This window comes from Pusillimonas sp., assembly GCF_044464525.1.
Taxonomy (GTDB): Bacteria; Pseudomonadota; Gammaproteobacteria; order Burkholderiales; family Burkholderiaceae_B; genus Pusillimonas.
This window is the reverse complement of record NZ_JBIQLE010000017.1, coordinates 1-13,003: the sequence shown is the minus strand read 5'-3', so window position 1 is coordinate 13,003 and position 13,003 is coordinate 1. Positions and strand designations below refer to the sequence as shown.

Sequence of the window (13,003 nt, the reverse complement as noted above, 5' to 3'; positions counted from 1 at the left end):
AGACGAACACTACCCCGGACCGGAATTCGATCAATGGTCTTCGTGAGCCAACCCTACGTAAACCAGGGACAACATCATGAAGATATAGGCCTGCAGCAAGACGATGAGGATGTGGAAGATCGCCCACACCGACCCTGCCAGAATATGGCCAATACCCAAGCCTATGCTTGCACCATTAAATCCGGCCCATGCACCACCCAAAAGGGCGATAAGCATGAATAGCAGCTCGCCGGCAAACATGTTGCCGAACAACCGCATTCCCAGCGACACCGTTTTAGCGGCGTACTCCATCAGGTTCAACAGCAAATTGAAGGGAACCAGTAGCAAGCCGACGACGCCCTTGGCGTGGAAAGGCGCGGTAAACAGGCCCTTGACGAAGCCGCCGCCGCCTTTGATCTTGATGCCGTACCAGATGGTAAGCAGCAGCACGCCCAGCGACATGCCCATGGGCACGTTCAGGTCGGCCGTCGGAAGAATGCGATGATAGTAGAGAATATCGTGATGTTCGTTGGCCAGACCCAACTGGATGAAGACCCAACCAAGAAGATCGACCGGCACCAGGTCAAGGGTGTTCATAAGAACAACCCACAAAAATACGGTAAGCGCCAACGGAGCCACGAAACGGCGGGTGGCCTCGCTGGGAATGATGGACTTGGCTTCGTCGGCAACCATGCCCACAAGCATTTCCACGCCCATCTGGAAGCGGCCGGGAACACCCGCCGTGGCGTTCCTGGCGGCGCGCCACAGCACAAAGACCACGATGGCGCCCATGAAAATGGACCAGAAGAGGGAGTCGTAGTTGACGACGCCGAAATCGGCGATGACAGACTGCTTTTCGCCCAGATTGTTCAAGTGAACCAAGTGATGCTGAATGTACTCAGACTGAGGCGACGAAACATTGCTAGCAGCAGCCATTGGAACCTACCCTGTTAACTTGTGACAAGAACGCGCCATTCGCTAAAAACGCCACGCCCGAAAATTTTACGCCGATCTTGCTATGGCAGCCGGCGAAACACCAACAACAGCACATAGCCCTTCAATACACATACCAGCCCAAACAACAAGGCCGGCCAAACCAGCCAACTGCCGGCCAGATACGCGGCCAGTGCAAGCAGCAGCACCGCGGACCCCAGCTTGATGAGCTCACCCAGGAAAAAGGTGAACGGACTGGCTTGCTTGGAACCCAACAACCCCATGAGCAGTCGCATCGCGAAAAGCGCATTAGGGATGAAGTAGGCGCCGGCGCCGATTAGCGCCGAAGCCCCCGCCGCCGCTCCTGCAACGAGCCACGAAACCAGGCCCGCAGCCAGACCCAAAATGGCCTGCGCAGCCAAGGCACGAAGCAAACCCCGCCCCGCCTTGAACCGCAAGAGCTCGCGGTCGGCATCGCTAAGTACGATGGCGGCGTCTGGGCCGGCCTGGCCGACACTGGATTCACCAATTTTTCCATCAGTACTGCGCATGTTGCCCTGACCTTGCGTAATGTTTCGCCCCCCGCGAACTAAAGAACCAGAGCTTGGATAGCGGGGCAAAAAAACATCGCTCAGCGTGTTGCGTCAAACTCGTAGAGTATAACTTTATTTTTTAGTAGTAAGCAAATTGTCAGGCAACAGAATAACTGATCGGCAGCACCCCTTGCCACCGGCCCGACCCACGCGAGCAAGGCGGCGGCAAGAGTGCGCTGAAGGCGCCCAGACGTGGGCTTTTAACAACACCCAGCCCGGCAGCGCGGTTCGACTCATTGATGTTTGAAGTTCGGCTCGCGCTTTTCGATAAACGCAGCCATGCCTTCCTTTTGATCTTGCGTCGAGAACAAAGCATGAAAGTTGCGCCGCTCGGCCAACATGCCTTCGTTCAAGGGCATTTCGTATGCGCGATTGATGGACTCTTTGGCCATCATGACCGACACCAGCGACTTGGATGCAATGACGGCGGCCACTTCAAGCGCTTCGTCCAAGAGGCGGTCGACCGGCACCACGCGTGACACCAGGCCCGCCCGCTCGGCTTCTTCGGCGTTGATCATGCGTGCCGTCAAGACCATATCCATGGCCTTGGCTTTACCCACGGCGCGAGGCAGGCGTTGCGTACCGCCAAAGCCCGGAATAATTCCCAGGTTGATTTCGGGCTGTCCGAAACGCGCGTTCTCGGCGGCAATGATGAAATCGCATTGCATTGCAAGCTCGCAGCCGCCGCCCAGCGCATAGCCGGATACCGCCGCGATGATGGGCTTGCGAATGCGGCGCAGCGATTCCCAGTTGTGTCCGAGATAATCCTGCTTGTAGACGTCGGCGTACGACCAATCTTTCATCGCGGCGATGTCGGCGCCCGCGGCAAATGCCTTTTCGCTGCCCGTAAGCACGATGGCGCCAATGCCGTCGTCGCCGTCAAAGGCGCGCAAGGCTTCGGCCAGCTCATCAACCACCTGGTTGTTCAGCGCGTTCAACACTTTGGGACGGTTCAAAGTAAGCAATCCCACCCGGCCGCGGGTCTCGATTTTTACCAAAGATTCGGTCATGCCCATTTCCTCTTGCACAGTAATATAGGGGGTATGAAAACAGAACCCATACTTTACAGCCTAACGCCCTTCGATCCCGCAGGGCATCGTTTTCGCATCGAACTGCGCATACCGCGTCCGCACCCGCACGGCCAGGAATTGACGTTGCCCGCGTGGATTCCCGGCAGCTATCTCATACGCGATTTCTCGCGCCAGGTGGAAACCATCAGCGCACGCAGCGGCGGCAAGCCCGTTGCCCTTCGAAAGACCGGCAACCACAGTTGGCAATGCGAACCTTGCCGCGGCGTCTTGCATGTGGAATACACGGTCTATGCCTGGGATCTTTCCGTGCGTGGTGCACATTTTGACGAAACCCACGCCTTCTTCAACGGCACCAGCGTCTTCCTGTCGCCCACCGGCCACGAGAAAACGCCCTGCCTTCTTCATCTGCACCCGCCTGCCCATGCGCGCAACTGGAAGGTGTTTACGAGCTTGCCCGTAGCAACAGGGCGCGCGGCGGCTGCGCGGCCACATGGATTCGGCCTGTATTCCGCGCCCGATTACGACGCACTGATCGACCATCCGGTCGAAATGGGTACACCCCAAGTGGCCCGCTTCACGGCACATGGCGCACAGCACGAAATGGTCTTCACCGGCGTGCTTCCCAACCTTGACCTCAAGCGCATTGTGGCCGACGTGAAGAAAATCTGCGAAGCTCAAATTGCATTGTTCGAGCCGGAAACATTGCAAGCGCCTTTTCTGGATTCAGCCGATCGATATGTGTTCATGACCATGGTGGTTGGCGATGGCTACGGCGGGCTGGAGCACCGCGCCTCCACCGCGCTGATGGCTTCGCGCCACGACCTGCCCACCGTGGGCGGCGCCGAACCCGGCGACGCCTACCAAAGCTTTCTGGGCCTGGTCAGCCACGAATACTTCCACACCTGGAACGTCAAACGCATCAAGCCGGCCGTCTTCGCCCCCTACGATCTTTCGCGCGAGAACCATACGAGCCTGCTGTGGGTCTTCGAAGGCTTCACCTCTTACTACGACGACCTGATGCTGCTGCGGTCGGGCGTCATAGATCAAAAAGCCTACCTGTCGCGACTGGCCAAGACCATCTCGGCCGTAAGACGCGGGCCCGGGCGGCATAAGCAATCGGTGGCTGAAAGCTCTTTTGATGCATGGACCCGCTTCTACAAGCAGGACGAAAACTCGCCGAACGCGCTGGTCAGCTACTACGCCAACGGCTCTCTGGTGGCGGCCGGGCTCGACATGCTGATCCGCCGCGAGACGCAGGGCGTCAAGTCGCTCGATGATGTGATGCGGCTGATGTGGAAGCGCTATGGCCGGCGCTTCTATCAAGGTACGGTCAAGGGCATTCCCGAAGACGCCATGGCCGGCCTGATCCTGGAAGCCACCGGTGTCGACGCCTCGGGCTTTATCGAACGCCACGCCCACGGCCGCGAAGACGTGCCGCTGGAAACCTTGCTGGCCGGCCAGGGCATTGCGATGAGCTGGAAAGCCTCGTCCACCACGCCTTCTTTAGCTATACGTACACGCATCAGCCATGACGAAGTGCAGATTGCCACGGTGTACGAAGGCGGAGCCGGGCATCGGGGCGGTCTTTCGGCAGGCGACACGCTGGTGGCCGTCAACGGCCTGCGGGTGTCTCGCGACGACGGGCTTGAACGTTTGCTGTCGGCTTATCAGCCGGGGCAAACGGTGGAAGTACACGTTTTTCGTCGGGATGAGCTGCGAACGTTCGAGGTGCAGCTTGGCGAGCCGGACATGGGTGAATGCGTGCTGACAGGGGATTCTTAGGCCGCGCGCACGCGCGCCGAATCTATCGGTTGCACCGCCAGTCGCAGTCCCATCGCTCTGAGGATGGCAATCAAGCTGCTTAAAGCCGGGCTGCCCTTCGGTGAAAGGGTGCGGTACAGCTCGGCCATCGCCTCGTCATGTCCTCTGTTTCTCATTGTCAGTTCTCCGTTGCCAGTCTTGCCAATAGCCCACAACCTAGTCAATATCGGCGCTCTGCGTGCGTTTGTCACCACCGCCCAGCTTCGATGCGAGCCTGAATCGCCTTCGCCGCCGTTACCCCGTCGGCCATGGCGGTTACCACGCAGGGATGAAATCGCTGCGCCACCTCGCCCGCGGCATAAACACCCGCGCAGCTGGTCTGGGCGGTAGTCATGTCGGTATGGATGTAGCCGCGCTCGGAACGAGCCAGCCCCAGGCCATCGGCAAAGCCCACGCAAGGCTCCCAGCCATAAAACACCAGCATCAGATCGTAAGGGCGCCCGTTCACTGTACGGGCGCGGGGGTCGGCCAGGTAATCGCCCAGGACGACATGGCCGGCGGGCATGCGGCGCACGAACTGATGCTGGGCGCGCACCGTGCGGGCGTAGATATGGACTTCCGCCGCGCCATGATCGATGGCGTACAAGGCGTTCTCGAAACCATTGTCGCCGCCGCCCAGCACCGCCACCCGGCGTCCCTGGAAACTTTCGGCCACGATATGGTCGCCCGGCCCCACCAGCACGCCCGGAAACGGCCGCCCCCGGTCGGTGGCGGATTCCGCCTCGGCATCAGCAAGGGTGCGAGCGCGCGTGCCGGTGGCGAGCACCACATGCCGCCCTCGCAACGCTGCGCCCTCGTGCGTTGAGGCGACAAAGCCGCCGCCCTCAACCGCTTCGACTGACTCCACTGCCGTTGAAAGCCGCAAAGGTACTTGCGCCCGTTGCAGACTGGCCGCAAAGTTTTCGGCCACCTCCGGGCCAGTATGCCCAGGCAGCGACGCGTTCCAATCGTCCGGAAACGGATGGACCAGACACAACCCCCCCACTTGCGCACCCGCCTCGAGCAGCAGCGGCGCAAAACCCAGGCGCGCAAGCCACAGCGCACACGATGCCCCAGCCGCGCCTGCCCCGATAATTAGGGCGTCGTACATTTTTTCGTCGTGCATGAGTCGTTCTTGCTACCTGCAAAGCTTGTGCTTGCCAGCCGCCCGCCGCCTTGAGCAACAGGGCTGCTGGAATAGTGAGGCCAATGATATATCATCCGACAACGCCCTTCTCTTACGCATAGCTCCAAGGCCCCATCATGCCCACTAGACGCATATTCTTTTCCCAGTTGGCGCTGGACGCCCGCATCGGCATTCTCGAGCACGAACTTCGCGCCACCCAGCCCCTGCACATCGACGCCGAACTCGATGTCGATGTGGGCCAGCAGGTAAACGATCAAAACATCCAGACAGTTCTGGACTACCGCCTGCTGCGCGAGGCCATCGTGCACGAATGTACCCAGGCCCACGTCAATCTGCTTGAAACCCTGATCGAACGCGTGGTCGAAAGGCTCTTCCGCGAGTTCGCCGAAGTGCAACGGGTTAAAATCCGCATCAGCAAGCCCAGCGCTTTTTCCGACTGCGCCGCAGTGGGCATCGAGCTGGATCGCCGCCGGTAGCCAACGCCGCTTATTTTTCATCAAGCCGCCGGCGCCGCGCCGGCCTGGTGTTTGCCCACCCGGGCAACTGCCCTTTTCGTGTTTACAGGCCCCAAGCCATGCCCCCCTCCATCGCACCGTCTGGCTCCGCCATGCAAGACGCCAATACCCACAATACCCTTGTCCCCGATTCCTCCAGCGGCCGCGTTGCGGAAGCCGGCGACACCGATTCCAATATGACTCGACCGCCGGCTCGTGACCGCCGCCAACGCACTGACGACAATAAGCTGGTCAAGCGCCTGATGCGCGAAACCGGTCGCGCCATCGCCGATTTCAACATGATCGAGGAAGGCGACAAGGTCATGGTGTGCCTGTCGGGCGGCAAGGATTCGTACGGGCTTCTGGACATTTTGCTTACGCACCAGGCACGCGCCCCATTCAAGTTCGACATCGTCGCCGTCAACCTCGACCAGAAGCAGCCGGGTTTTCCTGACCATGTGCTTCCCGAATACCTGAAAGCGCTCGGAGTGCCTTTCCACATCGAGACCCAGGATACTTATTCAGTGGTGACACGCGTCATACCAGAAGGCAAGACGATGTGTTCGCTATGTTCCCGCATGCGCCGGGCCATCCTGTATCGCGTGGCATCGGAACTGGGCGCCACCAAAGTGGCGCTGGGCCATCACCGCGACGACATCCTGGCCACCTTCTTCCTGAATCTGTTTTACGGCGGCCGCATGAAGGCCATGCCACCCAAGCTTATGTCAGACGATGGCAAGCACATCGTCATCCGCCCCCTGGCCTATGTGCCCGAGAAAGACCTGATCGCGTACGCCAAGCTCAAAGAGTTCCCGATCATCCCGTGCAATCTGTGCGGCTCGCAAGAAAACCTCAAGCGCCAGGAAATGAATCGCATGATCGCCGAGTGGGACAGAAAAATGCCCGGCCGCTCGTGGAATGTGTTCGGCGCCCTAAGCCGCGTAGTGCCCTCGCATCTGATGGACAACCAACTATTCGACTTCACCGGTTTGAAAACAACAGGCATCGCCGACGAAGAGGGCGACATGGCCTTCGATTCAGAGGATTTCAACGCGCCTGTCGCAGGCTTCGAATATACGGACGAAGTCGAGAATGGAAGCGCTCACGATTCCAGCCAAGCCGTAAGCCCGACCGCCGGAAAGCGCCCCATCATCTTCATGACCGACCTGCGCACAACTGGTGAAGACGAAGGCTAAATAGAAGCGGCGGCACAGGCGCTTGTGGCGCAGCCGCTGCGGCGCCACACAATATACTCACTCGTCAATAATTCCCAAGCGCAAGCCGCTGGAGGCTGGTGCAGCCAGTACCGGGCGTTGGAGGGCGCTGCCACAAACCGCCCGACCGCCCGGTACTGGCTGCACCAGCCTCCAGCGGCGCTTAAGCACCCAAATCAGCCCCGCCTAAACCAGACCAACTCAACCCTGCCACATCGAATCACCGCACGATAAACATGACAGAGCGATCAGCTCGAAGACTCAATCATGCCCTCCCAGCGGGGCCCATCAATATGGATATCGAACAGGTCAAGCACGCGCACGATAGTATGGTCGACCATCTCTTCGATAGTAGCCGGATGATGATAAAAAGCCGGTAGTGGCGGAAAGACAATGCCGCCCATTTCGGTCACGGCTGTCATATTGCGCAAATGAGCCAGGTTGAAAGGCGTTTCACGCACCAGCATCACCAAGCGGCGACGCTCTTTTAACGTTACGTCAGCCGCGCGGGTGATAAGGTTGTCGGACAAGCCATGCGCCACCGCAGACAGGGTGCGCATCGAGCATGGCACAACCACCATGCCCGTGGTGGCGAAGCCGCCGCTTGCAAGCGCTGAGCCCACATCGCGAAAACTGTAAACATGATCGGCCAGGTCATAGACATGCTGACGCGACAAGCCAAGCTCGTACTTGATATTGAGCACGCCTGGAGGCGACACCACCAAATGCGTTTCCACACCGCCCACGTCGCGCACCGCCTGCAGCAGACGCGTGGCATAGATGGCGCCTGTGGCGCCGGTAATGCCTACGACAAGGCGACGCTTTGGCGCGCTCATGAAAACGCCCCTGGGCGCTTATTCATCGCCCAGTGCGCCAGCCTCTTTCAGAGCTTCAAGCAGCTCGCCGCTTTCATGCATCTCGGCGACGATGTCGGAGCCGCCCAGGAATTCGCCCTTGACGTAAAGCTGAGGGATCGTGGGCCAATTGGCGTACTCTTTGATGCCTTGGCGGACTTCCTCGTCTTCGAGCACATTGACCGTAACCAGCTTGGTAACGCCAGAGGACTTCAGAATCTGGATCGCGCGACCAGAGAAGCCGCACTGTGGAAACTGCGCCGTGCCTTTCATGAAGAGGACAACGGGATGGGCAGTGACCGTCTCGCGAATGAAATCTTGTACTTCGCTCATGATGTTCTAACTCTCCTGATAATTACCTTCATTATAGGTTGCCGCCAGAAATTCGCTCTATTCCCGCAAGGTCAATGTGGCTATTCACGTACTTGAAGCCGGCCGCCTGCAACAACCGGCGCACAGCGGCGGCCTGGTCGTAGCCGTGCTCCATCCATAAACCTCCGCCAGGCGTCAGCCATTGTGGAGCGTGCGTGACAATATGCGCCAGCGCGCCCAGGCCGTCCCCGCCGTCCGTCAGCGCAGCGGCCGGCTCGTAACGCAGGTCTCCGTGCTTCAGATGGGGGTCGCTGCTATGGATATAGGGCGGATTCGACACAATCAGATCAAAGGCCGGCTGCCCCGCCAAAGCCTCGAACCAGCTTCCTTGCAAAAATGTCACTTGCGCCCCCAGCGCGTTCGCGTTGCGGCGCGCCACATCCAAGGCTGTGGCACTAAGATCGGTGGCAACGACCACGGCGTCTGGTCGGGCCAGGGCCACCGACACGGCAATGGCGCCACTGCCTGTACCCAAATCAAGCACTCGCGGCTTTTCAACGCCTCGTCGAGCAAGTTCAGCGACGGCGACTTCCACCAGCAACTCGGTTTCCGGCCTGGGGATCAACACGCCGGGCTCGACTTTAAAGTCGTAACCCATGAACTCACGATGGCCAATAAGATACGCCATGGGCTCGCCGGCCAAGCGCCGGGCCAGCAGCGACTCGTACCGGGCAAGCTGCGCCGCCTCGAGGGCATCGGTATCGTGGGCTATTAGCCAGACGCGCGATACATCCAGTGCGTATTGCAACAGCATCTGCGTTTCGAGACGCGGCAAGGGGCTCTGGCGCAATAAGCTACGCACACAAGCCGACGACAAACTACGCCTCGCCCAGCGCGGCGAGCTGCTCGGCCTGGTGTTCAGTGCGCAGAGCCCCCGTCAGCTCTTCGAGATCGCCTTCCATAATGCCTTGAAGCTTATACAAGGTAAGGTTGATGCGGTGATCAGTTACCCGCCCCTGGGGATAATTGTAGGTGCGGATGCGCTCTGAACGGTCGCCCGAACCCACCAGGCTCTTGCGCTGAGCGGCTTCTTTGCTTTGCTGCTCTTGCTGCTGCATGTCCTTGAGCCGGGCGGCCAATACCTGCATGGCCTTGTCCCTATTGCGATGCTGGGAACGGTCGTCTTGGCACTCCACCACCAGGCCCGTGGGCAAGTGGGTAAGGCGCACCGCCGAATCGGTCTTGTTGACGTGCTGCCCGCCGGCGCCGCTGGCTCGAAAGGTATCAACGCGCAAATCGGCCGGATTGATATTGATGTCGCTTTGAGCATCGGCTTGGGGCAGAACAGCCACCGTGCACGCCGACGTATGAATGCGGCCCTGCGTTTCAGTTTCAGGAACCCGCTGCACACGATGCGCACCCGATTCGAACTTCAGCCGCCCATACACCGAGTCTCCGTCAATGCGGGCGATCACCTCTTTATAGCCGCCGATTTCAGACGGACTTTCAGACATCAACTCGACCTTCCAGCCCAGGTTCTCGGCGTAACGGCTATACATGCGCAGCAAATCACCCGCGAACAGCGCACTTTCGTCTCCTCCGGTACCTGCGCGGATTTCAAGAAACACATTGCGGTCATCGTCGGGGTCGCGCGGCAGCAGCAATATCTGCAGCTCTGCCTCCAGCTCTTCAATGCGATTCTTGCCCAGCTCGTATTCCTCTTCCGCCATCTCCTTCATTTCGGGGTCGCCCATCATCTCTTGGGCGGCCTGCATGTCGGTTTCTGTACGCACGAAATCGTTGAAGGCCTGGACGACAGGGTCCAGCTCGGCGCGCTCGCGCGACAGCTTGCGGAATTTATCCATATTGCCTGCGATTTCGGGCTCGGCAAGCATGGCATCGATCTCGATCAGCCGGTGAGCAAGCTGCTCCAACCGGCTGCGCATGGAACTTTTCATATAGAAGGAACGGAAGAGTTTTTTGAAGAAGAAGCGCGCAGACGGAACCAGGCAGCGTCGCTAACGACGGCGTTCAGTGCGAGGCAACAGGCGCGGCAGCAGATTGAGAAGCTGCTCGCGTTCGGCATCTTCGCTGCGATTGAGCGCCGACAGCGGGCCGTGCATGTATTTCTGTGTAAGGGCGTGAGCCAGTTGCTCGAGCACCGCTTCGGGTGATTCGCCCTTGGCCAGCAGACGACGGGCCTTGTCGAGTTCTGCTTGGCGAACTTGATCGGCCGCCTGATGGATATCGACGATGGCGGGCACGATCTGGCGGTTTTGCAGCCAGTGCATGAAATTTTGCACCCGCGTTTCGATTATGGCCTCGGCCTGCACCACTGCCGCCCGACGCGCGTCGGTGCCGCTTTGCACCATGCGGCCCAGATCGTCGACCGTATAGAGATAGACGTCAGCCAGGCGGCCGACCTCGGTTTCGATATCGCGCGGGACGGCAAGGTCGATCATGACCATGGGCTTGTGTCGTCGCGAACGCGTAGCCCTTTCCACCATCCCCAGGCCGAGGATGGGCAAGGAGCTGGCCGTACAGGAAACAATGACGTCGAAATCGGCCAGGCAGCCGGGAAGATCGGTAAGCTTCATCGCCTTGGCTGAAAAGCGCGACGCCAGAATATCCGCTCGTTCGACTGTGCGGTTGGCCACCACCATATTGCGCGGCTTCAGCGCTGCAAAATGCGTGGCGCAAAGCTCGATCATTTCGCCTGCGCCGACAAACAGCACATTGGTTTGAGACATGTCGCCGAACACGCGTTCGGCCAGACGCACCGCTGCCGCCGCCATTGACACCGAATGCGCGCCAATGGCTGTTTGCGAGCGAACTTCCTTTGCTACCGAAAAGGTACGCTGAAACAGTTGGTGCAACAAGGTGCCCAAAGCACCCGCCTCGGATGCGGCGCGCACGGCGTCTTTCATTTGGCCGAGAATTTGCGGCTCGCCCAACACCATGGAATCAAGCCCGCTGGCCACGCGGAAAGCATGCCGTACCGCTTCGTTCTGATGGTAGCGATATAGGTGCGGCTGCAAACTGCCCGACTCGACCTTGTTGAAATCGGCGAGCCAGGCTGGGATTTTGTCGGATACGTGCGGCTCGGCCGCACAATAGATTTCGGTGCGATTACAGGTGGACAAAATAGCCGCCTCGCGCACGGAAGAGCCGAATGCCGACCTGAGCCCTTCAATCGCCGGCCGCATGACTTCCAAAGGCATGGCCACGCGCTCGCGCACCGATACCGGAGCGGAGACGTGATTCAAACCGAAAGTAAGGACGTCTACGGACATAAGCAAGAGCAGGAACTGACAGGAATGAGCGGCACATAGCTAGCCCAACTGAACATGATTATACCCGGACGGGCCTGTAGGGATAAACCCTTGGTTTAAGAGGCGGACCTTGACGGCTTTGGATCTGCGCCGAATCGGCAAAACGCTGGGCCGAAACAATGATGTCCTCTCGTGCACCGCGTGCAATGGATGCCAACACGCATCGGCTGATCCGCTTATCCGAGTCAAAGCCAACTGTTTTTACAAAGCCAGGTGTGGGCGGGCTATTATCAATTAGGGTGCATATAAGACGTTCGAAGTGGGCAGCGAAGCAAGGTCTGATTTTCCGCACCGCCAGCATCCGGTCAAAAATTCGTGTATCATTTCGCCTTTGTTGGCCTGGTAGCTCAGTCGGTAGAGCAGCGGATTGAAAATCCGCGTGTCGGTGGTTCGATTCCGCCCCAGGCCACCAACGAATTGCATTTACGCCACCTCTAACCGGGTGGCGTTTTGCGTTATAGGCCCCACGTAGCCAGCGGCATGGCGCGTTCAGACATGAAATCATCGCTGACAGAGGGGCCGTCCAGAGCTTTGGACAGGCGCTTGGGCGCCTTGGCCTGACGCGCCCGTGCGTCCTCCAGCCAGTGAGTCACCGCGCTGCGCAACACGCGGCGCTGGTTGCCGACCTTCTGGTGCAGTTGCACGGTGGCGCGGCCCAGCAATTCGATCAATTCGTGTGTGATGGCTGCGTCGGCTTCTTTGCTGAGCTTGACATGGCGCCGGACAATGGACACGCCGGGTTTCACGTCGAACGACAGTTCGAACACCGGCAGCGCACGGGCTGCTTCCGCACGCGCCCTGGCCGCCTGGCGGGGAGCCGGGGCGCATCGTCGCTTGCCCGAAAGAGGGGAAATCTGCTTGGTGATCGCCCCCCAGTGGCAGCCGAAAGCAAACCTGCGTGTAGTCAAGACAAAGGTATCAGTGAGATGCGCGAGTTCTTCGGCCCTGGCTGGCGCATGTACTACATCGAACAGGGTGATGTGCTGATCGTCATGCTGGGAGGTGGCAGCAAGGCCACACAAAGCCGCGACATCAAGCGGGCCAAAGAGTTGGCCCGCACCCTGAGATACGACGAGGAAAACCAAGTGCGCGGGGCATGACGCAAATTGCGGAGGCCGCCGGCATTGGCCGCGAATCTCTTTACAAGGCCCTACGGGCCGACGCCAGCCCACGCTTCGACACGATCGCCAAAGTATGTAAGGCGCTGGGCGTGCGTATCGTTGTTCAGGCCGAGCACCCGCCCTGACTCAGCACATCTCAATGGTAGTCCGACTCGCGCTGATGACGCACGGCCAGTATCGTCACGATGTCGTC

15 protein-coding genes, 1 tRNA gene and 1 pseudogene are annotated in these 13,003 nt (G+C 59.5%); 6 read left to right on the top strand and 11 right to left on the bottom strand.

Features of this window, described 5'->3' with window-relative positions:
* Positions 1-30: 30 nt before the first annotated feature.
* The 3 genes from atpB to ACIY1O_RS10840 all read right to left on the bottom strand — a co-directional run bounded on the left by atpB (position 31) and on the right by ACIY1O_RS10840 (position 2,515).
* A complete protein-coding gene (gene atpB / locus ACIY1O_RS10850; protein WP_397475102.1) occupies positions 31-915 on the bottom strand; it encodes a F0F1 ATP synthase subunit A in 885 nt (294 codons plus the stop codon).
* Positions 916-995: 80 nt separating this feature from the next.
* Positions 996-1,463 (bottom strand): ATP synthase subunit I, encoded by a 468-nt coding sequence (locus tag ACIY1O_RS10845; protein ID WP_397475101.1) that lies wholly within the window; start codon positions 1,461-1,463, stop codon positions 996-998.
* A 275-nt stretch (positions 1,464-1,738) separates the two neighbouring features.
* A complete protein-coding gene (locus ACIY1O_RS10840) occupies positions 1,739-2,515 on the bottom strand; it encodes an enoyl-CoA hydratase (RefSeq protein ID WP_397475100.1) in 777 nt (258 codons plus the stop codon).
* A gap of 33 nt (positions 2,516-2,548) precedes the next feature.
* Here ACIY1O_RS10840 and ACIY1O_RS10835 point away from each other — a divergent pair, with 33 nt between their 5' ends.
* Positions 2,549-4,318, top strand: coding sequence for a M61 family metallopeptidase (locus tag ACIY1O_RS10835; RefSeq protein WP_397475099.1), 1,770 nt, complete (start codon positions 2,549-2,551; stop codon positions 4,316-4,318).
* Here the strand turns inward: ACIY1O_RS10835 and ACIY1O_RS10830 are convergent.
* Together ACIY1O_RS10830 and ACIY1O_RS10825 are read right to left on the bottom strand one after the other, a co-directional pair.
* Positions 4,315-4,440, bottom strand: a pseudogene (locus ACIY1O_RS10830) (helix-turn-helix domain-containing transcriptional regulator); the annotation flags it as partial. The gene ACIY1O_RS10835 and the pseudogene ACIY1O_RS10830 overlap by 4 nt on opposite strands.
* Positions 4,441-4,544: 104 nt before the next feature.
* Positions 4,545-5,462 carry an NAD(P)/FAD-dependent oxidoreductase gene (locus ACIY1O_RS10825; RefSeq protein ID WP_397475098.1) on the bottom strand — a complete coding sequence of 306 codons (918 nt, stop codon included), beginning with the start codon at positions 5,460-5,462 and terminating at the stop codon, positions 4,545-4,547.
* Positions 5,463-5,599: 137 nt separating this feature from the next.
* On the opposite strand from ACIY1O_RS10825, the gene folB reads away from it, so the two are divergent.
* Together folB and ttcA are read left to right on the top strand one after the other, a co-directional pair.
* The gene (gene folB / locus ACIY1O_RS10820) at positions 5,600-5,959 is read left to right on the top strand and encodes a dihydroneopterin aldolase (RefSeq protein ID WP_397475097.1); all 360 of its coding nucleotides are present in this window, start codon (positions 5,600-5,602) and stop codon (positions 5,957-5,959) included.
* 215 nt (positions 5,960-6,174) lie between these two features.
* Complete coding sequence (gene ttcA / locus ACIY1O_RS10815; protein WP_397475158.1) at positions 6,175-7,173, top strand: tRNA 2-thiocytidine(32) synthetase TtcA; 999 nt, start codon at positions 6,175-6,177, stop codon at positions 7,171-7,173.
* Positions 7,174-7,439: 266 nt separating this feature from the next.
* Here the strand turns inward: ttcA and ACIY1O_RS10810 are convergent, their stop codons facing one another.
* Genes ACIY1O_RS10810 through hemA form a run of 5 tightly spaced genes read right to left on the bottom strand, consistent with a single transcriptional unit; the run spans position 7,440 to position 11,650 of the window.
* A complete protein-coding gene (locus tag ACIY1O_RS10810; protein WP_397475096.1) occupies positions 7,440-8,027 on the bottom strand; it encodes a UbiX family flavin prenyltransferase in 588 nt (195 codons plus the stop codon).
* Positions 8,028-8,045: 18 nt separating this feature from the next.
* Entirely contained in the window at positions 8,046-8,378 is a 333-nt protein-coding gene (gene grxD, locus ACIY1O_RS10805) for a Grx4 family monothiol glutaredoxin (RefSeq protein ID WP_397475095.1), read from the bottom strand.
* 31 nt (positions 8,379-8,409) lie between these two features.
* On the bottom strand, positions 8,410-9,234 hold the full coding sequence (gene prmC, locus ACIY1O_RS10800) for a peptide chain release factor N(5)-glutamine methyltransferase (RefSeq protein WP_397475094.1): 825 nt from the start codon (positions 9,232-9,234) through the stop codon (positions 8,410-8,412).
* Position 9,235: 1 nt separating this feature from the next.
* A complete protein-coding gene (prfA, locus tag ACIY1O_RS10795; protein ID WP_397475093.1) occupies positions 9,236-10,315 on the bottom strand; it encodes a peptide chain release factor 1 in 1,080 nt (359 codons plus the stop codon).
* A gap of 60 nt (positions 10,316-10,375) precedes the next feature.
* Positions 10,376-11,650, bottom strand: a complete 1,275-nt coding sequence (hemA, locus tag ACIY1O_RS10790) for a glutamyl-tRNA reductase (protein ID WP_397475092.1) — start codon at positions 11,648-11,650, stop codon at positions 10,376-10,378.
* Positions 11,651-12,025: 375 nt separating this feature from the next.
* Between hemA and ACIY1O_RS10785 the strand changes: the two genes are divergently transcribed.
* A tRNA-Phe gene (locus ACIY1O_RS10785) sits at positions 12,026-12,101 on the top strand.
* A 43-nt stretch (positions 12,102-12,144) separates the two neighbouring features.
* On the opposite strand, the gene ACIY1O_RS10780 is transcribed toward ACIY1O_RS10785, so the two are convergent.
* A complete protein-coding gene (locus ACIY1O_RS10780; RefSeq protein ID WP_397475161.1) occupies positions 12,145-12,597 on the bottom strand; it encodes a hypothetical protein in 453 nt (150 codons plus the stop codon).
* On the opposite strand from ACIY1O_RS10780, the gene ACIY1O_RS10775 reads away from it, so the two are divergent.
* Positions 12,565-12,789: a type II toxin-antitoxin system RelE/ParE family toxin gene (locus tag ACIY1O_RS10775; RefSeq protein ID WP_487047372.1), complete on the top strand. Its 225-nt coding sequence runs from the start codon at positions 12,565-12,567 to the stop codon at positions 12,787-12,789. The genes ACIY1O_RS10780 and ACIY1O_RS10775 overlap by 33 nt on opposite strands.
* Positions 12,786-12,935, top strand: coding sequence for an addiction module antidote protein (locus ACIY1O_RS10770; RefSeq protein ID WP_397475091.1), 150 nt, complete (start codon positions 12,786-12,788; stop codon positions 12,933-12,935). Before ACIY1O_RS10775 ends, ACIY1O_RS10770 begins: the two co-directional genes overlap by 4 nt.
* Positions 12,936-13,003 lie beyond the last annotated feature (68 nt).